The sequence below is a fragment of the Solemya velesiana gill symbiont genome (assembly GCF_002020805.1).
Classification (GTDB): domain Bacteria; phylum Pseudomonadota; class Gammaproteobacteria; order Chromatiales; family Chromatiaceae; genus Sedimenticola_A.
Window position 1 is genome coordinate 1 of record NZ_MPRJ01000025.1, and the last position, 26,432, is coordinate 26,432.

Below are 26,432 nucleotides of genomic sequence, written 5' to 3' on the forward strand. Positions count from 1 at the left end.
GACATCTTTTGTGATACAAAATGGTGCTGTTTTATTTGCCATGCCTCATTATATCAAGCTACACAATTCGATTGTTAACTTTACGCGTGACCCACTAGCGCGAGAGCTGCCTTAGCTCAGTGAATCTTGCGCACGAACCAAAATCCGATAAACAGGAATACCAAAGCAGGCAGTGATGCCGAAAACAGTGGATTGAGTTCGTAGACGACCGCCATGTGACTGAATACTTTGCTCAGAAGGAAAAAACTGAGGCCCAGCAACGATCCGAGAAAGATCCGGGAGCCGACGCTCACTGAGCGCATCACACCGAACACAAAGGGCACAGAGAGGAACACCATCACCAGCGCCATCAGGGGCGTAACGATCTTGCTCCAGAATGCGACTTCATAAGTGGTCGCCTCCTGGCCGTTGTCACGCATGAAACCGATGTACTGATACAGCCCCCATACCGGCAGCATGGTCGGACGCACAACCACCACGTCGAGCAAACTGGGATTGAGCATGGACTCCCAGGTGGCCTGCTCCAGTTTCTGGCTCTTCACGCCCTGCTCGGTAAAATGGCTCTGCTCAATGCCTCTCAACAGCCAGTGATCATCCTTGTACTGGGCGAATCGCGCATAGGTCGCAATCTCCAACTTCTGGTCGGGGGTATACTCGTAGATATAGATGTCCTTGAGTTGGGATCCCGGCAGAATTTTCCGGATGTTGACGAAGGAATCCCCGTCCCTTGCCCAGAAACCGTACTTGGACTTAAGGGTGATCTGGTCCGATGTCTTCTCTGCCCGCATCCGCTCCGCGTACTGCTCCGTATTGGGCGCGATCACTTCTCCCACAACCACCACGACCAACATGAAGGCCACACCGGCCTTCATGACCGAAAAGACGATACGCGCCTGGGAAACTCCGGTAGCCCGAATGGCGATCAATTCGGAACTGTTGGCCAGGCCTCCCAACCCGATCAGGATACCCAGCAGTACCGCCATGGGAAATACTTCATAGGCCCTGCGCGGCATTACCAGCAACACATAGTAGAAGGCATCTGCTGTTGTGTACTGCCCTGTCCCCACATCGCCCAACTCATCCATCAGCGTCAAAAAGCTAACTAATATCAACAGTACCAGCAGTGCAACGACCGTGCTCAGGATTACCGTACGTCCGATATAGCGGTCCTGCAATTTCACTTGGCACTTCTCCTGAGCAATCTCAGCAGTGAACGCGGACTCTTGTAGATCACCACCAGGAGTCCCAGAAACAGCATAAAGGGGTGCACCCACCAGCGTCCCATCCAGGCTGCCGTAGTTCCTGAAACCATCCAGTTCTCAGAAACGGCCTGCAGGTTCAGGAAGATAAAGTAAAACAGAATGGCCAGCACCAACCGGCCATATACCCCTTCCCATGGAAGCGACTTGCTCAGGGGTATGCTGAGCAGGGTAAAGACGATTACCGCAAAGGGAAACATCAGACGATATTCGAACTCAGCGCGCTTGCGGATATTCTTCGACCCCATCAACTCCCGCGTAGGCATTGCCTTGAAAGGAAGGGGTTCATTCTCGTCATCGTTTGACCCCAGGCGGAAAGCGTATTTGTCGAACTCTCCAATGGAGTAATCCGCCGAGCCCGGCTCCCCCTCGTAACGAATACCACGGGTCAGCACCAGGAAATCATCTCCAGTATCAGGATCGATGTACTGATATCCTTCAGTCGCCGTAATCAAACCTGCCCGCCCATGCTGCCTGTTTTGTATGAATACGTTGCGCAACCGTGACCTGTCATCCGACATCTCCTCGGCGTAGAAGATAAGATCACCCTTACTGGACTCATTGAACCGCCCTGCCACAGATGCAGCAAGCTCTTTGGAGGCATCATCCTGGGCCTGCCTGATCTGTTCTTTTGAGAAATTGACCCAGGGAAGAAGATCTAGCGTCAACCAGGCAACCAGCAGGCTAATGGGCAGAGCCGCGATAATGAAGGAGCGAAATATGCGTATGGCGCTCACACCACTTGCACTCATAGCTGTCATTTCACTGTCGCAATACATCCGGCCGAGGGTGAACAGGATCGCGAAAAAGAATGCGGGGGGTACGATTGGCCCAAGAACCTGCAGCACTTCGAGCCCAAGCATTTCGATCAGCACATCCTGACCGAGAGCACCACCGGCAGCCTCCTGGAGAATCTTGACGAAACTGTTTGTCATCACGATCAGCAGCAGCACAGTGACAATCGCAAAAAATGCTTTTGCCACCTCGCGCAGGATATAGCGATCAATTATGGGCAACATAGGGCCAGTATTACTCGTTCTGGAGTGTCCTGAACAGTGAAATCGCCCAGCTTTGGGGATTATCCCCGACAATAGGCCTTGTTATTCGGACTTTGCACACTGCGTGGAAAACAGCACAACTTCTTGTAGACTATCCGGAATTCGTCAACCACGGATAACCAGGGCGGATACTACCTAACTCATACCGGTTAGTACATCCCGACAGCACATGAAAACCGGGCCCATAATGATGCCGGGCACTGAATGGAGCAGATATGGAATATATTTTGAAATCAGGCAAACCCCAGGAGCAACGCAGCTCTTGCCTAGTATTGGGCGTGTTCGACAAGCGCAAACTGAGCCCCAGCGCAGCAGCCGTGGATGCTGCCAGCAAAGGGGCACTGACACGCATCCTGAAAAAGGGCGACATGGACGGCAAGACCGGCCAGTCAGCCTTGCTCTACGATCTGCCCGGTGTAAGCAGCAGCCGCGTACTGCTGATCGGGCTCGGCCCTGAAAAGGAGTTCTCAATCCCTGCCTTGCGCAAAGCCTCGGCAACCGCAGCCGGCACACTCAACGAGAGCCATGCCATTGATGCCATCAGCTGTCTGCCTGCACTGGCGATCAAGGATTGCGATACTTACGAAACACTCAGAGAAACCATTCTGGCCACTGAGGAGGTCCTCTATCGCTTTGATGAATGCAAGAGCAATGTCGAGAAACCGAAGCGCCCTCTGAAGAAAATGGGCCTTTGCATCGGCGATCAGCGGCGCAACAAGCGTATGGAGCAGGCAATTGTCAATGGCAAGGCCATTGCCAAAGGTGTGAGTCTGGCTAAAAACCTGGGCAACCTGCCCGGCAATATCTGCACTCCCGGTTATCTCGCCGACCAAGCCAAGAGCATCGGCCGAAAATCCGCAAAACTGAAGGTACAGGTCCTGGAAGAGAAGAAGATGGAAGCACTGGGCATGGGCGCCCTGCTCTCAGTCTCCAGGGGCAGCCGTCAGCCCGCAAAGCTGATCATCATGGAGTACAAGGGGGACAAACCCAAGAGCAAGCCCGTTGTACTGGTGGGCAAGGGGCTCACTTTCGACTCCGGCGGCATCTCCATCAAACCCTCTGCCGCCATGGACGAGATGAAGTACGACATGTGCGGCGGTGCCAGTGTTTTGGGCACAATGGCCGCCTGCATTGAGATGGAACTGCCAATCAACCTGGTGGGCATCGTCCCCACCTCCGAGAACCTGCCTGATGGTGACGCCAACAAACCCGGCGACATCGTCACCAGCATGGCCGGGCTGACCATCGAGGTGCTGAATACCGACGCGGAGGGCCGCCTCATCCTGTGCGATGCCCTGACCTACGCCAAGCGATTCGATCCCGCTGCCGTTATCGATATCGCCACCCTTACCGGTGCCTGTATCGTCGCCCTGGGGGACCAGGCCTCCGGCATGCTGAGCAACAACGACGCCCTGGCTGAAGAGGTGCTGACCGCCGGCAAAAACAGCGGCGACCGCGCATGGCAGCTGCCCCTTTGGGACGACTACCAGGCCCAGTTGGACAGCAACTTTGCCGACATGGCGAATATCGGGGGCAAAGGGGCCGGCACCATCACCGCGGCCTGTTTCCTTTCACAATTCACCAAGGATTTCAAATGGGCGCACCTGGATATTGCGGGCACTGCCTGGAAATCAGGCGCCAGCAAGGGGGCAACCGGGCGGCCGGTACCGCTGCTCAGCCAGTTCCTGCTCAAGCGTTGCGGCCAATGACCCAGGTCGATTTCTACATCCTCGACGAACAGGCCCAGGGAGACCGTTACGGCCTTGCCTGCCGCATTGCAGAAAAAGCCTGGCAACAAGGCTGGCGGGTCTATTTGCACACCAATTATCCCGCCGAGTCCAGGCACCTGGACAAACTGCTGTGGACATTTCGGGAAGGCAGTTTTCTGCCCCATGCACTGACCACTGAAGCGGATCCCGGTTTGAACCCGGTCCTCATCGGCGATAGCGCCGACAGCGGTGACGAGCATGACGTGTTGATCAACCTCGCCACCGAGGTGCCGATTTTTTTCGCCAAGTTCGAGCGGGTGGCCGAACTGATCGACCACGACCCGCAGATCAAGCAGGAAGGCCGTCAGCGCTTCCGCTTCTATCGGGACCGGGGATACAGCCTGAATACCCACAACATAAAACAATGACTGACGAAAACCGCAAGGACAGCAACGGGAAATCGAGCCATCCCTTTTCAGTGGATGAGCAGGGTATCCCGATCCTCAACGATGTAGTCGATGACTGGCAGCCTGGGCGCACTGACAACGACCTGGCCGATCAATCCCGGGAACCCGCAGACCATGCGGAGTTGAGAAAAACAGTTCGAGATAGACTCAAAGATGAGCTGGAGGAAGAACTGGGTCAGCTGATTGAACAGGCGGTGGAGCAAACTCTCTCCAGCGTGATGGCGGATTTCCATGCCGTTGCCAAAAAGAAGCTTTCACGGCTGGTGAAAAAACGCTCATCCGAACTGCTCGAGCAGATTCTGGACTCTGAATTGAAGAGAAACGGCTGACCCCAACCCCTTACTCGACGCTTATCTCATCCACCTTCTGGAATCCCCTGGGCAACTTGTTGCCCCGCCTTCCCCGTTCACCCTGGTAGGCATCCAGGTCCGTGTCCTTGAAGGTGATATGGCGTTTTCCTGAATAGGCGGTCAACCTGCCCCCTTCCGGCACAGAAGCAATAGCCACCACGAACTCTTCCCGGGACTCCACCCGCTTGGTGGGGATGCCGATGATCTTGTTGCCCTTGCCACGGCTGAGTACCGGCAGGTCAGACAGAGGGAAAACCAGCATCCTTCCCTCGTTGGTGATCGCCACCACCCGGTCGGAGGTCGGGTCAGAGATCTGCGCAGGGCGCAACACGCGCGCGCCCTTGGGCAGGGTCAGCAGCGCCTTGCCTGCCTTGTTCTTGGCATACAGCTCTTTGAGCTGCACCTGGAAACCGTAGCCGGCGTCGGAAGCGACCAGGTACCACTGATCGGGATTGCCGCCGAGGGTCGCACAGAAGGTGGCGCCCTTGGCCGGCGCCAACCGCCCGGTCAGGGGCTCACCCTGACTGCGCGCCGACGGCAGTGTATGGGCAGGTATCGAGTAACTTCGCCCCGCCGTATCCAGAAACACCGCTGACTGGTTGCTGCGCAGCCTGGCTGCATCCTGGTAACGGTCACCGGCCTTGTAGCTTACACTCTCCGGATCGATCTCATGCCCCTTGCCCCCCCGAGCCCACCCCTTCTCGGAGAGGATAACAGTCACCGGTTCGCTGGGTGCGAGCTCAGTCTCATCCAGCGCCTCTGCTGCCGAACGCTCAACGAGGGGCGAACGGCGATCGTCGCCAAACTTTTCGGCATCCGCCTCGATCTCCTTGCGAATCAGGGTCTTCATTCGCTGCTTTGAGCCGAGGGTCTTCTCCAGGCGATCGCGCTCTTCCGCAAGTTCCTCCTGCTCGGCCCGGATCTTCATCTCCTCCAGGCGTGCAAGCTGGCGCAGCTTGGTATCCAGAATATAATCCGCCTGGGCCGCACTCAGGTTGAATGCGTGCATCAGCTCGGCCTTGGGCTCATCCGCAGTTCGTATGATGCGGATCACCTCGTCAATATTGAGAAACGCGATCAAAAGGCCGTCGAGCAGGTGCAGCCTGTCCCTGACCTTGCCCAGCCTGTATTCCAGCCTGCGTCGAACCGTCTCGTAGCGGAACTCCAGCCACTCCTTGAGCACTTCGCGCAGCCCTTTCACCTGGGGCCGGCCATTAAGGCCGATGACATTCAGATTGACGCGATAGGTACGCTCGAGGTCGGTAGTGGCGAACAGGTGGGACATCATCCGTTCCACATCCACGCGGTTGGAGCGAGGGACGATCACCAGGCGCGTGGGGTTTTCATGGTCCGACTCGTCCCGCAGATCCTCCACCATGGGCAGCTTCTTGGCCTGCATCTGTTGGGCGATCTGCTCAAGGATCTTGGCGCCGGACACCTGGTGGGGCAGCGCGGTGATCACGATATCGCCCTGCTCGCGCTCATAACGGGCGCGCATCCTAATACTGCCGTTGCCGGTTTCGTACATCTTGAAGATATCCGCCGGCGGCGTGATGATCTCAGCCTCTGTGGGGTAATCGGGTCCCTTGATGTGTTCGCACAGCTCTTCAAGGGTGGCCCTGGAACTCTCCAGCAGGTGAATGCAGGCGCTGGCCACCTCGCGAAGATTGTGAGGTGGGATATCCGTGGCCATACCCACGGCGATACCCGTTGCCCCATTGAGCAGCACGTTGGGCAGGCGGGCCGGCAACATGACAGGCTCCTGCAGGGTGCCGTCAAAGTTGGGAGTCCAGTCAACGGTTCCCTGCCCCAGCTCAGAGAGCAGAACCTGGGAATAGGGGGTCAGTCGCGCCTCGGTGTAACGCATGGCGGCAAAGGATTTCGGGTCGTCCGCGCTGCCCCAGTTACCCTGGCCGTCCACCAGGGGATAGCGATAGGAGAAGTCCTGGGCCATCAGTACCATTGCTTCGTAGCAGGCACTGTCGCCATGGGGATGAAATTTACCCAGGACATCACCGACGGTTCTGGCTGATTTCTTGAACTTGGCTGTTGCCGACAGCCCAAGCTCCGACATTGCGTAGATGATGCGGCGCTGTACCGGTTTGAGACCGTCACCCACATGGGGTAACGCGCGGTCGAGAATCACGTACATGGAATAGTCCAGGTACGCCTTCTCGGTAAAATCCTTCAGCGGCATCTGCTCGATGCCTTCGAGACTCTGATCGATTCCGTTGGCCATATGTTTTTATATTGAGGAGACTTCTAACCGTCAATTAACGGTAACTGTGAATATCTAAAGCCGTGGAGATTACCACAAAAACATTGCATTATGGTTCGCTACCCTGAATCACCTTTTTCAGATGAGAGTTGAGCGAGCACCTCTGTGATCACCTGCCTGCAAAGGTAGGCGTTCCACTCAGCCCCTCCCCCGTTCCGCACAGCCTTCTGCAGCTGCTGCAACTGTAGCGTGACATCTTCCCGCTCCAGCCGGGCCGCGATGCCTGGCAGGGTCGTGGGCGCCTCGACACCCCATTTTGCCTTCGCCCAGAACAGAAGCGATTGTGAAGCGGCTGACGCCTCATGCTTCAGGCAAGCCTGCTCGAAGCGCTTCAGCCAGTAACCGGCATCCGGTGAGGCACTACGCCGTAAAAGCTTGATGGAGTGAAAGATGGACAAACCCATGCCGATGACAAACAGCAACACCACCCATTGCCACCATCCCTCATCACCTGCGGCCTGGTTCACTGCCTGTTGGCCCAGCACACTTTTAGCTGCCAGGGCCAATAGCAGAACGACACCGGCTATTGGGATCCACCTCTTTTGTCTACTCATGATGACGCACTGCACAAACACCTCCGACAAGCGTAGAATAGCATTGAAATGCCCATAACCACCCCCTTAAAGCGCAGTCAACGAACCAAACCGGCACCAACAGCATTCTGGCAGGCTGGTTGATATTCCTGATGATCCTGCTCTCTATCACCCACGGTCTGTATTCGGAGGTGCCCCGAAGCCTGGCAGGCATCGCCGCCTGGATTGCAGGTGCCCTGCTTTTTGTACAGGTAAAGGGGCTGGGGAGAACCCAGGCCCTGGTACTGCTTGGCGTCGGCCTGGCGGCTATGACCTGGGGTGTTGCCAATGGCGCTGCCGTTCCACTAGAGAAGGCCCTGAGCACAAACCAGGCGCTGCTGGCCATGCTGGCAGCCGTGAGCTTTTTGCGCCTGGTCATACTGCCCGAGGCGACCACCGAGGAGCAGTTACCCACCGGACCCAAAGCACTTTGGCGTACATTGCTGGGTGTTCATTTTTTCGGTGCTGTGATCAATCTATCCGCGGTAATGATACTGGGAGACCGTCAGAGCCGAAGAGAAGCGCTCAGTCCCACACAGGCCATTGTGCTGTCGAGAGGCTTTGCAGTGGCATCCCACTGGTCGTCCTTCTTTGCTGCCATGGGTGTCGCCCTGACCAATGCACCAGGCGCTCAGTTCACCACCCTCTCGCCTGTCGGACTGCCCATCGCCCTCATCGCCCTTGTGGTCACGGGCCTGACCCTGAGCAGAAGGGAGCAGGGAGTGCATTTCAGAGGCTACCCGATGCAGTTCAGCGCCCTGTGGATCCCGGCTCTCCTCTCGATGGGGGTGATGGGCTGTCATCTGGTGTGGCGGGAACTGCCGATTCTCACCCTAATCTCGATTCTGTCGATCACGCTCACAATCGTACTGCTGTTGATGCGAAACAGATCGGAAGGCATGGAACGGCTCGGGCAGCATATCGCCAATGGGTTGCCCCGCATGCGGGGAGAATTAACGCTGTTTCTCTCTGCCGGAATCCTCGCTGCAGGTATCACGGCTGCCATGGATGCAATGGCACTGGATCTGGCAATCGATCACTTTGGCGCCCAGGAGGCCACCCTGTTGCTGCTGTTCATGGTGGGCATCTCGATTCTGGGGGTACACCCCGTAATCAGTATCGCCACGGCCGGCAGCATTCTGATGCCCCTGGTGGCAGATCCCAACCTGTTGGCCCTGACCTTCCTGATGACCTGGGCACTGGGTATCACAACTTCCCCCTTCTCGGGCATGCACTTGGCTATGCAGGGGCGCTTCGGGATCAACGCTTACCGCTTTCCCCGCTGGAACGGCGGATTCGCCATCTTTATGCTTTTAGTGGACAGCGTTGCACTGCACCTTTATGCCAACTGGTGATGGCCGGACTAATTAACCCGGATTTCAGTATTCGAAAAATATCTTCCGGTTACTGTCTGATGTGGGGTACTTGAGCGCGGAGACTATCTCCTCAACCGAACGGGGAAGCACTTTTGCACGGTCGCATAGATAGTATTCCCACAGCACATAACGGTATTGGTTGTAGCCATTACCCCTGAACGCCATCCAGCGGGGCTTGCGCGCCTTTCTCCACTCCCCCCTGCCATTGCCGAAGGCATAACTCTTGAATTCCTTGATGTTGCAGCGCATACCCTCGTAAGTGACATTTTCTGCGCCGGTCCGGGAGCGAATCACCAGCGCATAACGCACAACACCGTCCTTCTCTCCGACACTGAGCGACTTCTCGTCAATGAAGTAGATAAATTTCCCACCCGGAGCATGTACATCAAACTCCAGCAGATTTTCCTCTTGGGGATAATCGGGGAGGTCCGTCGCCCCCTCTTTCCAGACATACTCTTCTACATCGGGATTCTCGACCTGGTTCGGATCATCCATAAATCGTTTGAACGGATTATCTGCCATGGCAGGAAAGGCAAGTAATAGCGACAATGCACCGGCAATAAATATCAATCTTTTCATAATCACTGTCCCAACGGGCCTCACTACACCTCTGCAAGATCACCCTTCTGCTGCAACCAGGCCTTTCGGTCAGAGGCCCGTTTCTTGGCCAGCATCATGTCCATGACGCTGTTGGTGTCGTCGCCGGAGCCGACGGTCAACTGCACCAGACGGCGGGTATCCGGATGGATGGTGGTTTCACGCAGTTGCATCGGGTTCATCTCACCCAATCCCTTGAAACGCTGCACACTTACCTTGCCCCTGGTCTTCTCCGCGGCGATCCTGTCCAGTACACCCTGGCGTTCCGCATCGTCCAAGGCATAGAACACCTGCTTGCCCACATCTATCCGATACAACGGCGGCATGGCTACATAGACATGTCCTTCCTGCACAAGTTTCTTGAAGTGGCGAAGAAAGAGCGCACAGAGCAACGTGGCGATATGCATACCGTCAGAATCGGCATCCGCGAGAATACATATCTTGCCGTAGCGCAACTTGCTCAGGTCATCGGAACCGGGCTCCATGCCGATGGCCACGGAGATATCGTGAACCTCCTGGGAACCCAGCACCTCCGCGGGATCCACCTCCCAGGTGTTCAGTATTTTCCCCCTCAGGGGCATGATGGCCTGGAATTCGCGGTCCCTGGCCTGCTTGGCAGAACCGCCGGCAGAGTCACCCTCCACCAGGAAGAGTTCACTGCGCAGTGGGTCCTGGCCGCTGCAATCCGCCAACTTGCCCGGCAGTGCAGGCCCCTGGGTCACCTTCTTGCGCTGCACCTTGCGACCGGCCCGCAGCCGGGTCTGGGCCGAGCTGATGGCCAGCTCTGCAATCATCTCGCCCTCTTCAGTGTGCTGGTTCAACCATAGGCTGAGCGCATCTTTCACCACCCCGGAGACGAAGGCCGCACACTCCCTGGAGGAGAGCCGTTCCTTGGTCTGCCCCGAGAACTGAGGGTCTTCCAGTTTCACAGAGAGCACGTAGCTGCAGCGCCCCCATACATCGTCCGGCGTCAACTTTACGCCCCTGGGCAACAGGTTCCTGAATTCACAGAACTCCCTGACGGCCTCGGTCAACCCGGAGCGCAGTCCATTCACATGTGTACCACCCTGGGCCGTGGGAATCAGGTTGACGTAGCTCTCTGTCACCGCATCACCGCCCTCAGGCAACCACACCACCGCCCAGTCCGCCACCTCGGCATTACCCTGCATGGAGCCGATAAACGGATCTGCCGGCAGTATCTGTAAACCCTGTAACGCATCGAGCAGATAATCCTTCAGGCCGTCCTCGTAACACCACTCGTGGGTATCGCCACTGCTCTCGTCATGAAACCGCACCTGCAACCCGGGACAGAGTACAGCCTTGGCCCTGAGTACGTGGAGCAACTGGCGCACGGAAAATTTCGGCGAGTCGAAATAGCTGGGATCAGGCCAAAACTTGACGATGGTACCGGTGTTGTTTTTGCCGACTTTGCCCACCTCTTCCAGGTCGGAGACTTTGTGTCCGTCCGCAAAGGCGATGTTGTACTCCGTGCCGTTACGCCTGACCCAAACCTCCAGGTGCTTGGAGAGGGCATTGACCACGGAGACACCCACACCATGCAGGCCGCCCGAGAACTGGTAGTTCTTGTTCGAGAACTTGCCGCCTGCATGCAGCTTGGTCAGAATCACCTCGACCCCGGGCAATCCCTGCTGGGGGTGGATATCCACGGGCATTCCGCGACCGTCATCCTTCACCTGCAGGGAGCCGTCCTTGAAGAGGGTCACCTCAATGGTGCTGGCATGACCGGCGACGGCCTCATCGACACTGTTGTCTATGACCTCCTGGGCAAGGTGGTTAGGGCGCGTGGTATCGGTATACATCCCCGGGCGCTTGCGCACCGGCTCCAATCCACTGAGAACCTCGATATCCGAGGCGTCGTAGGAACTTCTACTCATAAATCGGTTTTGATTAATCGTTATGGGTTAATGAAGGCCAGAGTGTACACGCAGAGCGCCATCCAGGCGAGATGTGCAGGAACTAAAGCTATTGATATTAATTGTAGTTTGACCACCGGGCACCCCTGGGGTACGTTCTGTTTTTTGAAATCCCATTTGCCAATCCATGCCAAAGAAGAAAACCACGCCGCCCTCGTTTGAAGAGGCCCTGGCAGAACTCGAATCCCTGGTCGACAGCCTGGAGCAGGGCGACCTTTCACTCGAGGACTCCCTGAAGTCCTTCGAACGGGGAATGGAACTGACCCGCACCTGCCAACAGGCCCTCAAAGAGGCTGAGCAGAAGGTTCAGATCCTCACCAGCAACAATACCGAAGCCGAACTCAACAGTGAGCAGTAACACCGCCATGAAGGAGTACATGCAGGCATGCCAGGAGCGCTGCGAACAGGCCCTGGAAACCTGGCTGCCCAGCCCGGCCATACAACCGGAACGGCTGCACGAGGCGATGCGATACGCCAGCCTCGGTGGTGGAAAGCGGGTGCGCCCAATGCTGGTATACGCAACAGGCCGCGCCCTGGGAGTGGAGCCTGAGCAACTGGATGGCCCAGCCTGCGCAGTGGAACTGATTCACGCCTACTCGCTGGTTCACGACGACCTGCCTGCCATGGACGACGATGACCTGCGCCGCGGCCAGTCCACCTGCCACAAGGCGTATGACGAAGCCACGGCCATCCTGGTCGGCGACGCGCTGCAGACCCTGGCGTTCAAGGTCCTGTGCGACGACAAGCAAATGCTGGCCGATGCAGCAACCAGGCTGACAATGGTGCAAACCCTGGCCCTGGCCAGCGGTTCAAGGGGTATGGCAGGCGGCCAGGCCCTTGATTTGGCCGCTGTGGGCAGGCAGATCGACCTGGCACAACTGGAAAACATGCATATCCATAAAACCGGTGCCCTTATCCGTGCCAGCGTGAAACTGGGTGCACTGGCAGCCGGCGGGGCCGACCAGGGCCCGGTAACGCACCTCGATCACTATGCCAAGTGCATCGGGCTGGCATTCCAGGTCCAGGACGACATCCTTGATGTGGAGGGCGATACCGAAATCCTCGGCAAGACCCTGGGAAAGGACCAGGCCCAGGATAAACCTACTTACCCCGCCCTTATCGGCATGAGCGGTGCCAAAGAGATGGCCGAAGCGCTCATCCAGGAGGCTCTTGAAAGCCTCCTGGACCTCGATGAGCGTGCCGAACCCCTGCGCTGGCTGGCCGAGTACATCATCAACAGAAAGCACTGATCGCGCCGATTCTGCCCCCAGGATTAATTCGCCTGGCCCTTGCGCCGTGGTAAAGGTATCGTCATAATTGCCGGTTCTTTGCGGCAGGGGGCGACCGCGACCGAGAATAACCAGAATAACTCCCGGTTTTCCCATTCCCTGTATTTGTATAGTCTGCCGTTTAATTTCAAGCAGTTATGGCCGTTCAGGGTGTTGGCCGACTGCAGTACTGAGGGTTGAGCTAGTGACAGAAGGTGTCGAAACCAAGAGTGAAATCGCTGATGTGCAAAGCAGCGCTGACACCCGGCAAATCGCCATCAACAAGGTGGGAATCAAGGATATCCGTCACCCGGTGCAGGTAAAGGACCGCAGCGACGGCATTCAGCACACCATCGCTACCTTCAACATGTATGTAAACCTGCCCCACAACTTCAAGGGCACCCACATGTCCCGTTTCGTGGAGATTCTGAACAGCCACGAAAAAGAGATCAGCGTGGAGTCTTTCAAGGGCATGCTCGGTGAAATGGCCGAGCGACTGGAAGCGGCATCCGGACACATCGAGATGAACTTCCCCTACTTCATCAACAAGACCGCACCGGTGTCCGGCGTACAGAGCCTGATGGACTACGATGTCACCCTCATCGGCGAAGTCCACGACGGAACCCCCACCATGTTCATCAAGGTGGTGGTCCCGGTTACCAGCCTCTGCCCCTGCTCAAAGAAAATCTCCGACCGTGGAGCCCACAATCAACGCTCACACGTCACCGTCCAGGTACGCACCAACGGTTTTGTCTGGATCGAGGAGATCATCGACCTGGTGGAGAAAGAGGCCTCCTGCGAACTCTACGGCCTGCTCAAACGTCCGGACGAGAAACACGTTACCGAACACGCCTACGATAACCCCAAGTTCGTGGAAGACATGGTTCGCGACGTTGCCGGCCGCCTGAACGAAGAAGAACGTTTCAGTGCCTATATCGTTGAGTCGGAGAACTTCGAGTCCATCCACAACCACTCGGCATATGCACTGATCGAGAAGGACAAGGAAGCTGAAGTTTGACCTGACTCCTCTCATGTCAGAATGGAAAGGCGGCTCCAACCAGAGCCGCTTTTTTTATGGTGGAGTCTCTGATTGGGAACCAGGCAATCTATAAAAACTCAACGCCTGAACAAATTTAGGAGAATCGTAATCAACACGCTGACAATGATCGCCGAAGTGATGGGTATAAAGACCCTCCCCCTTCCGGTTTGAATATTGGTATCCCCCGGCAGCTTTACAAACCAGCTCAACAATCCCGGGGCAAAGTGGAGTACCGCTCCAAGAGCAAAGAGCAGGGCTCCTGCAATCATTATCCAGCGCGCCATAACCTGACCCGAGGCCTTGACCCGTAATCAATATTTACTGCGTAAAAGCAGCATGCTGCCCTGGTTTTCCATCTCCACCTGCTTGAGAAAGCTCATACCGAGAAGCACGTGAATTGGACTGCTGCCCTTGATGACCATGGCCTCGACATTCTGCCGTTGTATCTCACCCACCTTCACGCGATCCAGCATAACAGCGTAGGCCTGGGTAAAACCGGAAGCCGTGCTGACACCGGCCGGCTTGCCTTTGAGGCGATAGGGAATGCCGAGTCGCTTGGCCTCAACCTCACTCATGGCAACCACTGTGGCACCGGTATCCACCATCATGTCCACCAATCGGCCATTGATGGTACCTGTGGTCATGAAAGCACCGTTTGGACTGTGCGATATCTTGACTTCCCGCGTCTCGGGCTTTGCAAAGTTGCCGCCAACCACGCTGCCCAGGGTGTAAGTGTCCCGCTTTCCATCCACTTCAATAACCGCTTCATTGGAATCAGCTGAAATCAGCTTCACCCCTTCCGGACTGGACTGTCCCACCTTCATCAAGCGGTTGTTGCCGTCGATATTCAACATGGCCTTGCCTGGAAACAGTGCCATCACCCTCACGGTCTGTACCGCGTACACCTGTGCTGAACAGCAGAAAACAAGCAACAGGATTAGTGAGAATATGCGTCTTCTATTTCGTAACTCCCTGGACATTGAGATCCCCTTACATCAGCCATACTGCCCCAGTTGGACCACAGCCAGCGCTAAAAGTCCCGCAACCAGGTCATCCAGCATGATACCGAAGCCACCGCTGACACGACGATCGAGCCAGCCGATAGGCCAGGGCTTGAGAATATCGAACAGCCTGAACAGCAGAAATCCAGCCACCAGCCACATCCAGCCGGGGGGTATCATCCAGAGTGTCACCAGAAGCCCTACCCATTCATCCCACACGATTCCACCATGATCATGCACACCCAGGTCACGGGAAGTCTTTCCGCATAGCCAGATGCCCACCAAAAACATGGCCGCCACCAAAACGATATAGGCTTCAGGCGGCAGATGCCTCAACCCCAGAAAGAGGGGAATGGCCGCCAAAGTCCCCACGGTCCCAGGGGCTTTGGGGGCTGCCCCTGAGCCCATGCCAAAAGCGAGCAGGTGAACCGGGTTGGTCCAGTCAGGTTTCGGTAATTCACTCATGACTGAAGTGCTCATATCCACCCGGCAGTGGGTCAAGAAGGCCACCGCCTGGCAGTTGGCAGCGTATCCCCAGTTCCTGTTCCATTGTGCCTACGAGGGTGAAGGGGATACCGGTATCCTGCATCCGCGCTTCGAATTCATCTTTGTTCTCTGCCGGAACCGTCAGGCAGAGCTCGTAGTCGTCGCCTGATGCGAGGGGCACGCCCCAATCACCACCCTGGTTAATATATCGACCCACCCCCTCCGAGAGAGGTACCTGGTCCAGAAACAGCTTGGCACCCAAATCACTGGCTCGACAGATATGTCCCAGGTCGGATATCAGCCCATCGGATATATCGATCCCTCCCCGTGCCAAACCTTTTACAGCCAGCCCCTCCGCAATCCGCGGCTGGGGCCTTTCGAGGCGATCTCTCAATGAAGGCAGGTAATCATCAGCAGAAACAGAACCCTGAATCATTCTCAATGCGAGGCCCGCATCCCCCAGGGTCCCTGTCACGTAGACCAGGTCATCGACTGAAGCCGCATCCCTGCGCAGTGCCTTTTCAGGTTCAATGAATCCATGGACCTGGGCTGTGATAGTCAACGGACCGCGGGTGGTGTCACCACCGACCAGTTGCACATTGTGGATGTGCGCCAACGCGGCAAAGCCCTGGCTGAACCCTTGCAGCCACCGGGGATCGCTATCGGGAAGTGCAAGCGCCAGGGTCACCCAGGCCGGCCTTGCCCCCATGGCGGCAAGATCACTGAGATTGACAGCCAGCGCCTTGTGTCCCAGCAAAAAGGGATCGATGTCAGGGAAGAAATGAACACCCTCGACCAGGGTATCTATGCTGACCGCCAATTGGCAGCCCTGGGGGGGTTGCAGCAGGGCACAGTCGTCTCCCACCCCAAGCACCACGTCAGTCCGCTCTTCCACCGTATGGGAAAAATATTTACGGATCAGTTCGAATTCAGAAATCGCCATAGAGGGAAAGGTGACAGAAAAGGGGAAGAGATGTCGAGCTTAAAGTGGAAAGTAGGAGCGAACTTGTTGGCGATCAGAAATGAGCAATGCACCTTCGCGATTAAAATCGCTCCTACACGCCATTTGCAATCAACGGCCAAGCTCGCCCTAGCGCACCTGGCTTGCCAACTTATCCAATACGCCGTTGACATACTTATGGCCCTTTTCGGCACCAAAGACCTTGGCCAGTTCCACTGCCTCGTTGATCACCACCTTGTAGGGCACTTCCAACTGATGGATAAGCTCAAAAGCACCAAGGCGCAGAATCGCCCTCTCAACCGGGTCCACGCTCTCGATTGAGCGGTCAAGACAGGGACCCAGCTGTGCATCCAGGTCATCCAGGTTGCCAGGCACACCACTGAGCAGGGTATTGAAATACTCCACCTCGAAGCTTGATGGATCCTGCTCCGTGAGAAACTGGTTATGAATATCCTGGATATCCTGGCCGGTCATCTGCCACTGGTAGATGGCCTGCACCGCGTGGTGCCTTGCCTGGCTGCGTTTTTGACTCATCAGCTGATCTGGCGCAGAACGTTGACCATTTCGATTACGGAGAGCGCGGCCTCACCGCCCTTGTTGCCCGCCTTGGTGCCTGCACGTTCGATTGCCTGTTCGATGGTATCGACGGTGAGAACGCCAAAGGCTATAGGCGTGCCGTGCTGCAGACTGACCTGGGCCATGCCTTTCACGCACTCTCCGGCGACATAGTCAAAGTGAGGCGTACCGCCGCGGATAACGGCACCAAGCGCGACTATCGCATCGTAGTCGCCCTTGGCCGCAATCTTGTCCAAAACCAGGGGCATCTCGAAGGCACCTGGAACACGTACGATGGTGATGTCTGAATCATCCGCACCATGGCGCTTCAGGGTATCGATGGCGCCCTCCAGCAGGCTCTCCACAACGAAGCTGTTAAAACGCGCCACCACCAGGCAGAACCTGGCCTTCTTTACAGTCAGTGCACCTTCAATGGTTTTAATTGCCATCTCAATCGCCTTGTTCTCTATTCGGGATAGTCCCGTTGTTATCTCGTAAAAAGTTCGTGACCCCGGAGACCGGGCTCTGAATACTCAATTGCAGCCGACGTACTCCACGACCTCCAGGTCGAAACCGGAGATACCGTGCAGGCTCTTGGGCGCACTGAGCACCCGCATCTTACTCACACCCAGGTCGGACAGGATCTGTGCACCGACACCGAAGGTGCGCAGGTGACCCTGGTTCTCCCTTGGTGGAACAGGATCCTCCTGGTCGTGAAGTTGAAAATCACGCATCCGCTGGATGATCTCGCGTGTCGTGTCGTGGTTGCGAAGTACCACGATAACACCCTTGCCTTCGGATGAAACCTGGCGCATTGCGTTTTGCAGTGGCCAGGAACAGCCCTTGTGGTTTGGTGAGAACAGGTCACATAGCGTGTTCTGCATATGCACACGCACCAGGGCCGGTTCATCCGGGCTGATATCACCCTTCACCAGTGCCAAGTGCAGTTCGTTGTCGATACAGTCCTGGTAAGCCACCAGCTTGAAGTCGCCATATTCAGTGGGGAGCGTGCATTCGCTGATCCGCTCAACGGTCTTCTCATTACGCACCCGGTAGTGAATCAGGTCGGCGATGGTGCCGATCTTGAGGTTATGTTCCTTGGCGAACACCTCCAGGTCAGGGCGGCGTGCCATGGTACCGTCTTCATTGAGGATCTCCACTATCACCGCGGAAGGATCCGAACCGGCAAGGCGGGCCAGATCGCAACCGGCCTCGGTATGACCGGCACGTACCAGCACCCCACCCGGCTGGGCCATCAGGGGAAAAATGTGTCCGGGTTGAACGATATCCTGGGGCTGGGCATCGTCCTTTACTGCCGCCAGTACCGTGGTGGCACGATCGGACGCTGAAATACCGGTAGTCACCCCTTCGGCCGCCTCGATGGAAACGGTAAAATTGGTCGCATGCTGGGACTCGTTTACGCCGACCATCAGGGGCAGACGCAACTGCTGGCAGCGCTCTTTGGTCAGTGTGAGACAGATCAGACCGCGGCCGTAGCGGGCCATAAAGTTGATCGCCTCTGGAGTCACCATCTCCGCGGCCATGAGCAGATCGCCTTCGTTCTCGCGATCCTCATCGTCCATGATAATGACCATTTTCCCTTGACGGAGGTCTTCAATAATCTCTTCTGTCGTATTAAATGCCATCTTTCCAACCGCGCTCTGCGCGTAAAATCTCGATTCACCCCCGTTAAGGGAACGGGCAAGTGTATCAAAGCCTGGGGTTTCAGAGAAATTTTGCCTGGATCTGGAGGTGCAGCCCTACTTGATGAAACCGTGTTTGGCCAGGGTTTCCAGCGTCAGCCCACCCTCCGGTGCCTTTTCCGCCGCCTTCTCGCCCAGCAGCAGCCGCTCCAGGTAACGGGCCACCAGGTCCACCTCCAGGTTCACCCGGGTCCCGGGCGCATAGGCACCCATGATGGTCTCATCCAGGGTGTGGGGCACGATATTCAGTTCGAACTGGTTGCCGTTGACGCTGTTTACCGTAAGGCTGGCCCCGTCCACGCAGATGGAACCCTTGTGGGCGATGTAGCGGGCCAGCTCCGATGGCGCCTCGATGCGAAACTGTATTGAACGGGCGTCGTCCCTGCGCTCGAGCACCAGGCCCTGCCCGTCGACATGACCACTCACCAGGTGACCGCCCAGGGGCGTGCTCAGGGTCAGCGCCTTTTCCAGGTTCACCGCGCTGCCGGGATGCAAATTGGCCAGGGTACTCAGTGCCAGAGTCTCCCTGGAGACATCGGCCACATAACCGTCACCGGGCAGTTCCACCACGGTGAGGCAGACCCCGTTGGTGGCGATGCTGTCTCCCAGCTGTACGTCTGCCAGGTCCAGTTTCCCGGTATTGATATGCAGGCGCATGTCGCCACCACGTTGCTGCATGCCGGCAATACGGCCTACCGCTTGAATAATGCCTGTGAACACGCTCTGTTATCTCTTCGGTTTGATCGTCATGCGCATGTCTCTGCCGACCATGCGCACATCGGATATTTCGAGTTCTACACGATCCTGCATCAACTCCAGTTCCGGCAGATGGAACAGGCCCCGACCACCATTGCCCATGATGTGGGGGGCGGCATAGACTACCAGTTCATCCACCAGCCCCTGCCACAACGCAGCGCCGGCCAGGGTCGAGCCAGCCTCGACCAGGACCTCGTTGATCTGGCGCTCGGCCAGGTGTTGCAGCAACTGCCGCAGTTCGATCCCATCGGATGATCCCGGCAACATGACCACTTCGGCGCCCGCTTCCGCCAGCGCTTTTCCCCTGGCCTGCGGCTCACAGGAGCAGATCACCAGCGTCCGGCCCGGCAGCTTCAACATTTTTGCCGTGGAAGGCATCTCGAGCATGGGATCCAACACAACCCTCAGTGGCTGGGCCGGCTCATTACTCTCCCCCATCTCCAATCGCACATTCATGGAGGGATCATCAGCAAGCACCGTACCTATACCGGTAACGATGGCATCGCTGCGGGCACGCAGGCGCTGTACATCAGCACGTGCCGCTGGTCCTGTGATCCACTTGCTCTCGCCACTGTTCATGGCGGTGCGTCCATCAAGGCTCATGGCCAGTTTGCAGCGTACATAAGGGATACCGCTGTCCATGCGGCGGATGAAACCGGGATTCAACTCCCGGACCTGGGACTCCAGCACGCCACTCTCGACCTCGATTCCGGCATCCCGAAGACGCCGAGCACCTTCTCCTGCAACCAGGGGGTTGGGGTCCTGCATGGCCATCACCACACGGGCGACACCCGCCTCGATCAGCCCTTCAGTACAAGGCGGAGTACGTCCATGGTGGCAACAGGGTTCCAGGGTGACATAGGCTGTAGCCCCCTCTGCGCTGCCGCCGGCATCCGCGATGGCATTGCGCTCGGCGTGAAGCTCACCGGCCCGGCGGTGGTAACCCTCACCAATCATCTGGCCGTTTTTGACCAGTACACAACCGACACGAGGATTGGGATGGGTGGTATAGAGGCCACGCCTGGCAAGCTCTATGGCCCGGGCCATGTAACGGTAATCGTCAGCTGTCGCCATTTTCATCGTCCAGCAGGTTGAGTTGCTGGCGCCTGGCATCGGGTGGGAGTTGGGTCTCCAGCCGCTCGATCTCTTCACGGAAGGCGTTGACGTCTTCGAAGCTGCGGTAAACCGAGGCAAAGCGGACATAGGCGACCTGGTCAAGCGCCCGCAGTTCATCCATGACCCATTCGCCTATCTGCCGGGAGTCCACCTCGCGCTCACCACTGGCGAGTATCTTGCGGCGGATGCGATTTAGCGCATCATCGATCTGATCTGTGCTTACGGGACGTTTTTCCAGCGCACGCATCATGCCGGAAGAGAGCTTACGCCCATCGAAAGGCACCCGGCTGCCGTCCTGCTTCACCACCCTCGGCAGGTTGAGTTCCGCGGATTCGTAGGTGGTAAAGCGCTCTTTACAGACAGTGCACTCCCTTCTCCGGCGTACCTGGTCACCCTCTCCAAACAGGCGGGAGTCGATCACCTTGGTATCCTGGGCACCGCAGAAGGGACAACGCATAAGCCAATTTCCCGTGAGGGGACCGGCCGCTGCAATGGCGACCGTCCCCGCACTGTCTTATTTAGTCGGCGTAGACGGGGTAACGCTTACAGAGATCCAGCACCTGGCCCTTGACCCGCTCAATGGTCGCCTCGTCACCGCGTGAGTCGATCACATCGCACATCCAGCCGGCCAGGTCTCGGGCCTCGGCCTCACCCACACCGCGGGTGGTCAGTGCCGGGGTACCTACCCGGATACCGCTGGTCACGAAAGGTGATTGGGGATCGTTCGGCACCGAATTCTTGTTGATGGTGATATTCGAGTCGCCAAGCCAGGCGTCCACATCCTTACCGGTCAGGCCCGCTTCAATGAAGCTGACCAGGAACAGGTGATCGTCCGTACCCTTGGATACCACGTCGTAGCCACGCTCCATGAAGACGCTGGCCATGGCCTGGGCATTTTTCAGCACCTGCAGCTGGTATTCCTTGAAGCCGGGCTCCATCGCCTCCTTGAAGGCCACCGCCTTGGCGGCGATTACGTGCATCAGGGGGCCACCCTGGATGCCCGGGAAAACCAGGGAATTGAGCTTCTTCTCAATCTCCTCGTTGGACTTGGCCAGGATCAGGCCACCGCGGGGACCGCGCAGGGTCTTGTGGGTGGTAGTCGTGGTCACATCGGCAATCTGCACCGGGCTGGGGTAGTGGCCCGCAGCGATCAGGCCAGCAACGTGGGCCATATCCACGAACAGGTAGGCACCCACTTCCTCGGCGATGTCGCGGAAGCGCTGCCAATCCACAACGCGGGAATAGGCAGAAAAGCCGGCAATGATCATCTTGGGCTTGTGCTCACGGGCAAAACGCTCGACCTCATCGTAGTCGATCTCGCCGGTTTCGGGATTCAGGCCATATTGAATGGCGTTGTAAATCTTTCCGGAAAAGTTGGGCTTGGCACCGTGGGTCAGGTGGCCGCCGTGAGCCAGGCTCATAGCCAGAATGGTGTCACCAGGCTGACACAGGGCCATGTAGACCGCTGCGTTGGCCTGGGAACCGGAGTGGGGCTGCACGTTGGCATAGTCAGCATCGAACAGCGCCTTGGCACGGTCTATGGCAAGCTGCTCTGCAACGTCCACGTGCTCACATCCGCCGTAGTAGCGCTTGCCGGGGTAACCCTCCGCATACTTGTTAGTCAGTACACTGCCCTGGGCCTGCATCACGCGTGGGCTGGTGTAATTCTCTGACGCAATCAGCTCGATATGTTCCTCCTGACGCCCCTCCTCGGCCTGCATCGCCGCCCAAAGTTCATCGTCATAGCCCGCAATCTGCATATCTTTACTGAACATTGAAACCTACTCCGCCGGAAAAAAAGCGACATTTTACCAGCAATCCCCGGATATCCGCCATACATTTGAAATTAGGCTGCGGCTGTACTGAAATAGGACCATGCACAACAACAAAATGAGCAAAAGAACCATACGTATTCCGAATTTTTTTCCTATTCTGACCCTGGCTGCTGCCTTGGCGGTCCCGGCAATATCAGCTGCAGAAGACAACCAGGAGCTTCAGACCCTGGTAGATGATCTCAAAACACTGACCGATAAAGCCCGCCAACAGCGTGCCGCGGACCGCTGGCTACTCAATGCCATGGAGAACCTGGTTGCCAAATACGACTGGCCCTGGCGTGACGTGCTGGCCAGCGACGACTTCTCTGATGGCGATTTCCGTCAAGACCCCGCCTGGCAGTTGATCGCCGGTGAATTCTGGGTCGACGGGCGTCTCGGCCTGCATTCCCAGAGCCTCAGCGAACCTGCACAACGAGATGAGCAGCCACAGGAGGAAACCCGTGAGGAAAAACAGGATCTGGGCCGCACTCTGCTCGGCGCCCTCCTGAAAGAGGCCATCAAAGAGAGACGCCAGGAGAGAGAACAGGCACCAGCACAGGAACTCGAACCACAGCAAGGCGGCCCCGCCGAGATCCATCTTCCCATGCAGATTCCCAGGGTATTTGCCGCCCAGGTGGACCTCTCCGTGCATAACAGGCCTTCAGAAGATGGGCAGATTGAGTTCGGTCTCTATCAGAACCAGGATGGCAGCTCCGGCTACCGCCTGACCATATTTACAGGCCAACGTCCCATGCTGGAGCTGCTCAGTATCAGAAGCGGTCGCAGCATGATCACCGACACAGTGGAAATTGCAGATTTGAGTGACGGGCAGTCCCACCAACTGGAGTGGCGTCGCTCTCCCGACGGACAGATCGAGATTCTCCTGGATGGTGAACAGCTGTCCCGTACCCGGGATAACTCGTTCCGCTATCCCTTCAAACGCTTTGCCATCGCCAACCAGGCGTGGGACTTCGCTGTTCAGTCCGTAACGTTATACGGCGGCCAATAAATTATTCAGCCCGGCTTATGCCGGGCTTTCCCTTATCACACAAAAATGAGTTCCGACCCTTCACCATCCGACAACCAGCATCAGAACTGCATTCTTGCTTCACCCGAAATTTGACCGACTTCACGTTTTTATATCTTTTGAGGGAAGAAAATCCGCTCCTCGACCGTTAAACCTGTAAACCACCATGAGATGAAGGAACACATGTCAGTAAAAAGCCACTGGCTCATAGTTGCCACCTCCCTGTTAGCCTTGACCGGATGCAACACGCTGCCCTTTGGGAAAAGTGACTCACAGCCCAAACTTGCACCAGCCAATCTGCCTGAATATATCCCCGGTGAATATTTCGTATTCAACAACGAAAGGATATATACCGTCACCGGCAAAGAGAGGGACATGGTCACCTGGAAAACCAACACCGGCCTGACCAAGACAACACCCGCGAACTTTCTCATTCCCGATCTCAAGTGGTTCAGAAAAAGTCGCAGCAGTGAAGGACACACTTCCGTACCCTATGACACCCTTTGGCCATTAAAAACCGGCAATACTGCAGATATTCCATTCCAGCAGACGATCACCAAGAACGACGGTAGCGAACCCAAGGTACTGATCCGAAACTGGAGATGCGTAGTCGAAGGCACTGAGCGCGTCAGTGTTCCGGCAGGCACCTTTGATACCTACAGAACCGTCTGCTCACGGAATTCACCCAACAGTGGACGATTCAGGGCGAGCAAGACCTATTACTACGCGCCTAAGATCGGTCATTACGTTCTGATCGAAGAGCAGCACAAATACAAAGACAGCAAACGAAAAGAGCTGACCGGTTACGGCTTCGACAGCAACTATCTTGCGGGCCGGGATCAAAAATCCCTCAAAAGAGCCTTGCAGAATACCTTGAACAAGAACCGTGATGGTGCTGCGCATAGCTGGACAAGCCGAAACGGCTTGGTTACAGCAATGCTTGTGCCGGTGGAGACCTACAAAACTCGAGCGGGTCAGAAGTGCCGGAAGTATCGTAGCATTTCCAATGCGGCAGGTCGCATCGGAACTCAACGTGAACGACAAATGTGCAAGGACCGCAGAAGCGGACTCTGGACAATTAACTAATTCGCCTATTCAGGCCAATGCGAAGGAGAGAAATATGAAAAAGTCAGACAAACACAAGCAACCCGTTGACCTTACACGGCGAGCCGCACTGGCCAAATTGGGTATTGGCGCCGTAGTTGCCTATACTGCCCCTGCTTTTCTGGCACTCAGTGAAGCCCATGCCAGTGGGGGTTCAGGCGGCGACAGCGGTGGTTCTGCGGGAGGTTCCAGTAGCGATGGCGGTTCATCCGCATCCAGCTCATCCGGTGGATCCGAAGCGTCCGCTCCATCTGAAGCGTCTGCCACATCTGAAGCGTCTGCCACATCTGAAGCGTCTGCCGCATCAGGCCCGTCTGATGCAACGGATCCCGGCACCGAACCCGCTGCAGACCCGATAATTGACCCTACAACCAATCCCGGCCTCGTATAAGCTGATAGCTGCGACTGGACAAATAGAATGGCCTGCCTACGGGCAGGCCAACTTTTTGGATCATCACGTTGAATCAACAGCATAACTGTTACCAATTCCCCGGCCTACCAGGATCCGTAAGACTTACTGACTGTGAAGAACTACTGCCGATACTGAAAACTGTTTTGCGTCACTGGGATATACAATCCATTCCAGAATCACAAAACCAGAATCCAATAATAGAGATCGAGTTGACTCCAGATGGCTTCCGTCGCCATTCACAGTGGCTTAAGAAAGAGTCGTGCTTTCGTGACCCTGTGGATGCCGTGTGCGATTTCATCGTAGACCTGATCCACGCATACCTTTCAGACAAACCTGAGCTTCTCTGTCTGCATTGTGCAGCGGTGGAGTTCCCCGAAGGCCTGGTGCTCTTTCCCAACACCTACCGCTCAGGCAAAAGCACACTATCGGCAAAACTAGCATCCAGGGGACTTCGCTTGTTCAGCGACGATGTATTACCCCTCTCGATCGCGGACAGGCAGGGCATGGCACTGGGCATACTTCCCCGGCTTCGCATTCCCCTTCCCGAGACTGCCGATACCCATTTCAAAGAATACATCGATACCCATGCAGGCCCGGCCAACAAACGCTACCACTACAGCAACCTGGCCGACACCGCACTGGCACCGCTGACTGAAAAGGCACCGATCAAGGGCATCGTGGTACTGGAACGGACAGATGAAGAACCCCCTTCAATTATCGAGGCAAACAGGGGGGATATGCTTAAAAACGTCATCCTCAGGAATTTTGCGCGTCAGAATACAGCGCTGAACATCCTTGATACACTCTATGCCCTAGTGGAGGAGAGCGCATGCTATGTCCTTAAATACAACACGCTTGAGGAGGCAGCGAATCTCCTGATTGAAAAATTCGCGACTTCGGAAAGCACACGATCCGTAAGCAACCGCACCTAACAGCACTGGAAACTGTCAGATGACCACGTCTGCATCAGACTCGGAAAAATACATTCGAAACCCGGATATTGTTTTTCGGAACATGGATGGTTCGGGTTTTCTTGCCGACCAAAACAATGATGCGATGTACTACCTCAATGAAACGGGAACAGCCATCTGGCACTTTCTTCAAGACCCGGCTGCAGTAACAGATATCATTACCACCATGCAGGCGGCCTTTCCTGATACCCCCGAACAACAGATCGAGCAGGACATAAGAACAACCTTCATGCGGCTTGTCGAAAAGGGAATGGTAATTCCTGAACAGTGAATCACGCTTAAGTCTTGGTCGCTGCGCTCTACTGTCGAACCTGATATTTTTGATTTCGCCGAAGGTTCGAATCTCCTTCCTGGATACGAAAAACCCGGACTCAATGGTCCGAGCTTCAAGTCTGGATTGGTGGGCCATGAAGGATTCGAACCTTCGACCAATGGATTAAGAGTTTGTATTTTTTACTTAATAAACTATGACTTAACACCTATTTATTTTGACGCCACCGAATCAATAAGCCCTTGATATACAGTAAGCGTCCGGGCGTTACAGCCTGTACAAGGAACGACCAACGCGGTAGATGTCCACCTCTTTTAACGTAAGTGGGCACCTGTCATGTGTCCACGA

Annotated in this window: 29 protein-coding genes; 12 read left to right on the plus strand and 17 right to left on the minus strand. The window is 56.3% G+C overall.

What is annotated here, in order from left to right:
• Positions 1 to 116: 116 nt before the first annotated feature.
• Together lptG and lptF are read right to left on the minus strand one after the other, a co-directional pair.
• Complete coding sequence (gene lptG, locus BOW53_RS05335) at positions 117 to 1,181, minus strand: LPS export ABC transporter permease LptG (RefSeq protein ID WP_078486502.1); 1,065 nt, start codon at positions 1,179 to 1,181, stop codon at positions 117 to 119.
• On the minus strand, positions 1,178 to 2,278 hold the full coding sequence (lptF, locus tag BOW53_RS05340) for an LPS export ABC transporter permease LptF (protein WP_078486504.1): 1,101 nt from the start codon (positions 2,276 to 2,278) through the stop codon (positions 1,178 to 1,180). Before lptF ends, lptG begins: the two co-directional genes overlap by 4 nt.
• Positions 2,279 to 2,532: 254 nt before the next feature.
• Here lptF and BOW53_RS05345 point away from each other — a divergent pair, with 254 nt between their 5' ends.
• Genes BOW53_RS05345 through BOW53_RS05355 form a run of 3 tightly spaced genes read left to right on the plus strand, consistent with a single transcriptional unit; the run spans position 2,533 to position 4,822 of the window.
• Complete coding sequence (locus tag BOW53_RS05345) at positions 2,533 to 4,026, plus strand: leucyl aminopeptidase (RefSeq protein WP_078486506.1); 1,494 nt, start codon at positions 2,533 to 2,535, stop codon at positions 4,024 to 4,026.
• Positions 4,023 to 4,454, plus strand: a complete 432-nt coding sequence (locus tag BOW53_RS05350; protein ID WP_078486508.1) for a DNA polymerase III subunit chi — start codon at positions 4,023 to 4,025, stop codon at positions 4,452 to 4,454. The genes BOW53_RS05345 and BOW53_RS05350 overlap by 4 nt, the downstream gene beginning before the upstream one ends.
• A complete protein-coding gene (locus tag BOW53_RS05355) occupies positions 4,451 to 4,822 on the plus strand; it encodes a hypothetical protein (protein WP_078486510.1) in 372 nt (123 codons plus the stop codon). Before BOW53_RS05350 ends, BOW53_RS05355 begins: the two co-directional genes overlap by 4 nt.
• 10 nt (positions 4,823 to 4,832) lie before the next feature.
• Here BOW53_RS05355 and parC read toward each other — a convergent pair whose 3' ends face one another.
• On the minus strand, positions 4,833 to 7,082 hold the full coding sequence (gene parC, locus BOW53_RS05360) for a DNA topoisomerase IV subunit A (RefSeq protein WP_078486512.1): 2,250 nt from the start codon (positions 7,080 to 7,082) through the stop codon (positions 4,833 to 4,835).
• Positions 7,083 to 7,180: 98 nt separating this feature from the next.
• The gene (locus tag BOW53_RS05365) at positions 7,181 to 7,675 is read right to left on the minus strand and encodes a BatD family protein (protein WP_135607015.1); all 495 of its coding nucleotides are present in this window, start codon (positions 7,673 to 7,675) and stop codon (positions 7,181 to 7,183) included.
• Positions 7,676 to 7,806: 131 nt separating this feature from the next.
• On the opposite strand from BOW53_RS05365, the gene BOW53_RS05370 reads away from it, so the two are divergent.
• A complete protein-coding gene (locus BOW53_RS05370; RefSeq protein WP_078486515.1) occupies positions 7,807 to 9,048 on the plus strand; it encodes a hypothetical protein in 1,242 nt (413 codons plus the stop codon).
• A gap of 24 nt (positions 9,049 to 9,072) precedes the next feature.
• Here the strand turns inward: BOW53_RS05370 and BOW53_RS05375 are convergent, their stop codons facing one another.
• Positions 9,073 to 9,648, minus strand: coding sequence for a CNP1-like family protein (locus BOW53_RS05375; RefSeq protein ID WP_078486517.1), 576 nt, complete (start codon positions 9,646 to 9,648; stop codon positions 9,073 to 9,075).
• A 23-nt stretch (positions 9,649 to 9,671) separates the two neighbouring features.
• Positions 9,672 to 11,561 (minus strand): DNA topoisomerase IV subunit B, encoded by a 1,890-nt coding sequence (gene parE, locus BOW53_RS05380; protein ID WP_078486518.1) that lies wholly within the window; start codon positions 11,559 to 11,561, stop codon positions 9,672 to 9,674.
• A gap of 166 nt (positions 11,562 to 11,727) precedes the next feature.
• Between parE and xseB the strand changes: the two genes are divergently transcribed.
• The 3 genes from xseB to folE2 all read left to right on the plus strand — a co-directional run bounded on the left by xseB (position 11,728) and on the right by folE2 (position 13,886).
• Positions 11,728 to 11,958: an exodeoxyribonuclease VII small subunit gene (xseB, locus tag BOW53_RS05385; protein WP_078486520.1), complete on the plus strand. Its 231-nt coding sequence runs from the start codon at positions 11,728 to 11,730 to the stop codon at positions 11,956 to 11,958.
• A gap of 7 nt (positions 11,959 to 11,965) precedes the next feature.
• Positions 11,966 to 12,850 (plus strand): (2E,6E)-farnesyl diphosphate synthase, encoded by an 885-nt coding sequence (gene ispA, locus BOW53_RS05390; protein WP_078486522.1) that lies wholly within the window; start codon positions 11,966 to 11,968, stop codon positions 12,848 to 12,850.
• Positions 12,851 to 13,073: 223 nt separating this feature from the next.
• Positions 13,074 to 13,886: a GTP cyclohydrolase FolE2 gene (folE2, locus tag BOW53_RS05395; RefSeq protein ID WP_078486524.1), complete on the plus strand. Its 813-nt coding sequence runs from the start codon at positions 13,074 to 13,076 to the stop codon at positions 13,884 to 13,886.
• A 98-nt stretch (positions 13,887 to 13,984) separates the two neighbouring features.
• On the opposite strand, the gene BOW53_RS05400 is transcribed toward folE2, so the two are convergent.
• The 11 genes from BOW53_RS05400 to glyA form a co-directional block, all read right to left on the minus strand.
• On the minus strand, positions 13,985 to 14,191 hold the full coding sequence (locus BOW53_RS05400) for a DUF2905 domain-containing protein (RefSeq protein WP_078486525.1): 207 nt from the start codon (positions 14,189 to 14,191) through the stop codon (positions 13,985 to 13,987).
• Between the two features lie 27 nt (positions 14,192 to 14,218).
• Positions 14,219 to 14,785, minus strand: a complete 567-nt coding sequence (locus BOW53_RS05405) for a retropepsin-like aspartic protease family protein (protein WP_245832011.1) — start codon at positions 14,783 to 14,785, stop codon at positions 14,219 to 14,221.
• A 117-nt stretch (positions 14,786 to 14,902) separates the two neighbouring features.
• Positions 14,903 to 15,373, minus strand: a complete 471-nt coding sequence (locus tag BOW53_RS05410) for a phosphatidylglycerophosphatase A family protein (protein WP_078486529.1) — start codon at positions 15,371 to 15,373, stop codon at positions 14,903 to 14,905.
• On the minus strand, positions 15,366 to 16,337 hold the full coding sequence (thiL, locus tag BOW53_RS05415) for a thiamine-phosphate kinase (RefSeq protein WP_172838780.1): 972 nt from the start codon (positions 16,335 to 16,337) through the stop codon (positions 15,366 to 15,368). Before thiL ends, BOW53_RS05410 begins: the two co-directional genes overlap by 8 nt.
• 147 nt (positions 16,338 to 16,484) lie before the next feature.
• A complete protein-coding gene (nusB, locus tag BOW53_RS05420) occupies positions 16,485 to 16,889 on the minus strand; it encodes a transcription antitermination factor NusB (RefSeq protein WP_078486531.1) in 405 nt (134 codons plus the stop codon).
• Positions 16,889 to 17,359, minus strand: coding sequence for a 6,7-dimethyl-8-ribityllumazine synthase (ribH, locus tag BOW53_RS05425; RefSeq protein ID WP_078486533.1), 471 nt, complete (start codon positions 17,357 to 17,359; stop codon positions 16,889 to 16,891). The genes nusB and ribH overlap by 1 nt, the downstream gene beginning before the upstream one ends.
• A gap of 84 nt (positions 17,360 to 17,443) precedes the next feature.
• Positions 17,444 to 18,556, minus strand: coding sequence for a bifunctional 3,4-dihydroxy-2-butanone-4-phosphate synthase/GTP cyclohydrolase II (gene ribBA / locus BOW53_RS05430; RefSeq protein WP_078486535.1), 1,113 nt, complete (start codon positions 18,554 to 18,556; stop codon positions 17,444 to 17,446).
• 114 nt (positions 18,557 to 18,670) lie between these two features.
• The gene (locus BOW53_RS05435) at positions 18,671 to 19,333 is read right to left on the minus strand and encodes a riboflavin synthase (RefSeq protein WP_078486537.1); all 663 of its coding nucleotides are present in this window, start codon (positions 19,331 to 19,333) and stop codon (positions 18,671 to 18,673) included.
• Positions 19,334 to 19,339: 6 nt separating this feature from the next.
• Positions 19,340 to 20,443, minus strand: a complete 1,104-nt coding sequence (ribD, locus tag BOW53_RS05440; RefSeq protein WP_078486539.1) for a bifunctional diaminohydroxyphosphoribosylaminopyrimidine deaminase/5-amino-6-(5-phosphoribosylamino)uracil reductase RibD — start codon at positions 20,441 to 20,443, stop codon at positions 19,340 to 19,342.
• Positions 20,430 to 20,942 carry a transcriptional regulator NrdR gene (gene nrdR, locus BOW53_RS05445; RefSeq protein WP_078486542.1) on the minus strand — a complete coding sequence of 171 codons (513 nt, stop codon included), beginning with the start codon at positions 20,940 to 20,942 and terminating at the stop codon, positions 20,430 to 20,432. Before nrdR ends, ribD begins: the two co-directional genes overlap by 14 nt.
• A gap of 61 nt (positions 20,943 to 21,003) precedes the next feature.
• Positions 21,004 to 22,260: a serine hydroxymethyltransferase gene (gene glyA, locus BOW53_RS05450; RefSeq protein WP_078486544.1), complete on the minus strand. Its 1,257-nt coding sequence runs from the start codon at positions 22,258 to 22,260 to the stop codon at positions 21,004 to 21,006.
• Between the two features lie 115 nt (positions 22,261 to 22,375).
• On the opposite strand from glyA, the gene BOW53_RS05455 reads away from it, so the two are divergent.
• The 5 genes from BOW53_RS05455 (at position 22,376) to BOW53_RS05475 (ending at position 26,084) form a co-directional block, all read left to right on the plus strand.
• A complete protein-coding gene (locus BOW53_RS05455) occupies positions 22,376 to 23,308 on the plus strand; it encodes a hypothetical protein (RefSeq protein WP_135607016.1) in 933 nt (310 codons plus the stop codon).
• A 201-nt stretch (positions 23,309 to 23,509) separates the two neighbouring features.
• Positions 23,510 to 24,412, plus strand: a complete 903-nt coding sequence (locus BOW53_RS05460; protein ID WP_078486547.1) for a hypothetical protein — start codon at positions 23,510 to 23,512, stop codon at positions 24,410 to 24,412.
• 34 nt (positions 24,413 to 24,446) lie between these two features.
• A complete protein-coding gene (locus BOW53_RS05465) occupies positions 24,447 to 24,821 on the plus strand; it encodes a hypothetical protein (protein ID WP_078486548.1) in 375 nt (124 codons plus the stop codon).
• Between the two features lie 230 nt (positions 24,822 to 25,051).
• Positions 25,052 to 25,774 carry a hypothetical protein gene (locus BOW53_RS05470; protein WP_135607017.1) on the plus strand — a complete coding sequence of 241 codons (723 nt, stop codon included), beginning with the start codon at positions 25,052 to 25,054 and terminating at the stop codon, positions 25,772 to 25,774.
• A 19-nt stretch (positions 25,775 to 25,793) separates the two neighbouring features.
• Positions 25,794 to 26,084 carry a PqqD family protein gene (locus BOW53_RS05475; protein ID WP_078486552.1) on the plus strand — a complete coding sequence of 97 codons (291 nt, stop codon included), beginning with the start codon at positions 25,794 to 25,796 and terminating at the stop codon, positions 26,082 to 26,084.
• Positions 26,085 to 26,432: the final 348 nt, after the last annotated feature.

Excerpts from the sequence above, each read along its gene's own strand:
- lptF (WP_078486504.1), bottom strand. The coding sequence starts at position 2,278 with ATGTTGCCCATAATTGATCGCTATATCCTGCGCGAGGTGGCAAAAGCA.
- BOW53_RS05345 (WP_078486506.1), top strand. The coding sequence starts at position 2,533 with ATGGAATATATTTTGAAATCAGGCAAACCCCAGGAGCAACGCAGCTCT.
- BOW53_RS05350 (WP_078486508.1), top strand. The coding sequence starts at position 4,023 with ATGACCCAGGTCGATTTCTACATCCTCGACGAACAGGCCCAGGGAGAC.
- BOW53_RS05355 (WP_078486510.1), top strand. The coding sequence starts at position 4,451 with ATGACTGACGAAAACCGCAAGGACAGCAACGGGAAATCGAGCCATCCC.
- parC (WP_078486512.1), bottom strand. The coding sequence starts at position 7,082 with ATGGCCAACGGAATCGATCAGAGTCTCGAAGGCATCGAGCAGATGCCG.
- BOW53_RS05365 (WP_135607015.1), bottom strand. The coding sequence starts at position 7,675 with ATGAGTAGACAAAAGAGGTGGATCCCAATAGCCGGTGTCGTTCTGCTA.
- BOW53_RS05370 (WP_078486515.1), top strand. The coding sequence starts at position 7,807 with ATGATCCTGCTCTCTATCACCCACGGTCTGTATTCGGAGGTGCCCCGA.
- BOW53_RS05375 (WP_078486517.1), bottom strand. The coding sequence starts at position 9,648 with ATGAAAAGATTGATATTTATTGCCGGTGCATTGTCGCTATTACTTGCC.
- parE (WP_078486518.1), bottom strand. The coding sequence starts at position 11,561 with ATGAGTAGAAGTTCCTACGACGCCTCGGATATCGAGGTTCTCAGTGGA.
- xseB (WP_078486520.1), top strand. The coding sequence starts at position 11,728 with ATGCCAAAGAAGAAAACCACGCCGCCCTCGTTTGAAGAGGCCCTGGCA.
- ispA (WP_078486522.1), top strand. The coding sequence starts at position 11,966 with ATGAAGGAGTACATGCAGGCATGCCAGGAGCGCTGCGAACAGGCCCTG.
- BOW53_RS05400 (WP_078486525.1), bottom strand. The coding sequence starts at position 14,191 with ATGGCGCGCTGGATAATGATTGCAGGAGCCCTGCTCTTTGCTCTTGGA.
- BOW53_RS05405 (WP_245832011.1), bottom strand. The coding sequence starts at position 14,785 with ATGGCACTGTTTCCAGGCAAGGCCATGTTGAATATCGACGGCAACAAC.
- BOW53_RS05410 (WP_078486529.1), bottom strand. The coding sequence starts at position 15,373 with ATGAGTGAATTACCGAAACCTGACTGGACCAACCCGGTTCACCTGCTC.
- thiL (WP_172838780.1), bottom strand. The coding sequence starts at position 16,337 with ATGGCGATTTCTGAATTCGAACTGATCCGTAAATATTTTTCCCATACG.
- nusB (WP_078486531.1), bottom strand. The coding sequence starts at position 16,889 with ATGAGTCAAAAACGCAGCCAGGCAAGGCACCACGCGGTGCAGGCCATC.
- ribH (WP_078486533.1), bottom strand. The coding sequence starts at position 17,359 with ATGGCAATTAAAACCATTGAAGGTGCACTGACTGTAAAGAAGGCCAGG.
- ribBA (WP_078486535.1), bottom strand. The coding sequence starts at position 18,556 with ATGGCATTTAATACGACAGAAGAGATTATTGAAGACCTCCGTCAAGGG.
- ribD (WP_078486539.1), bottom strand. The coding sequence starts at position 20,443 with ATGGCGACAGCTGACGATTACCGTTACATGGCCCGGGCCATAGAGCTT.
- nrdR (WP_078486542.1), bottom strand. The coding sequence starts at position 20,942 with ATGCGTTGTCCCTTCTGCGGTGCCCAGGATACCAAGGTGATCGACTCC.
- glyA (WP_078486544.1), bottom strand. The coding sequence starts at position 22,260 with ATGTTCAGTAAAGATATGCAGATTGCGGGCTATGACGATGAACTTTGG.
- BOW53_RS05455 (WP_135607016.1), top strand. The coding sequence starts at position 22,376 with ATGAGCAAAAGAACCATACGTATTCCGAATTTTTTTCCTATTCTGACC.
- BOW53_RS05460 (WP_078486547.1), top strand. The coding sequence starts at position 23,510 with ATGTCAGTAAAAAGCCACTGGCTCATAGTTGCCACCTCCCTGTTAGCC.
- BOW53_RS05465 (WP_078486548.1), top strand. The coding sequence starts at position 24,447 with ATGAAAAAGTCAGACAAACACAAGCAACCCGTTGACCTTACACGGCGA.
- BOW53_RS05475 (WP_078486552.1), top strand. The coding sequence starts at position 25,794 with ATGACCACGTCTGCATCAGACTCGGAAAAATACATTCGAAACCCGGAT.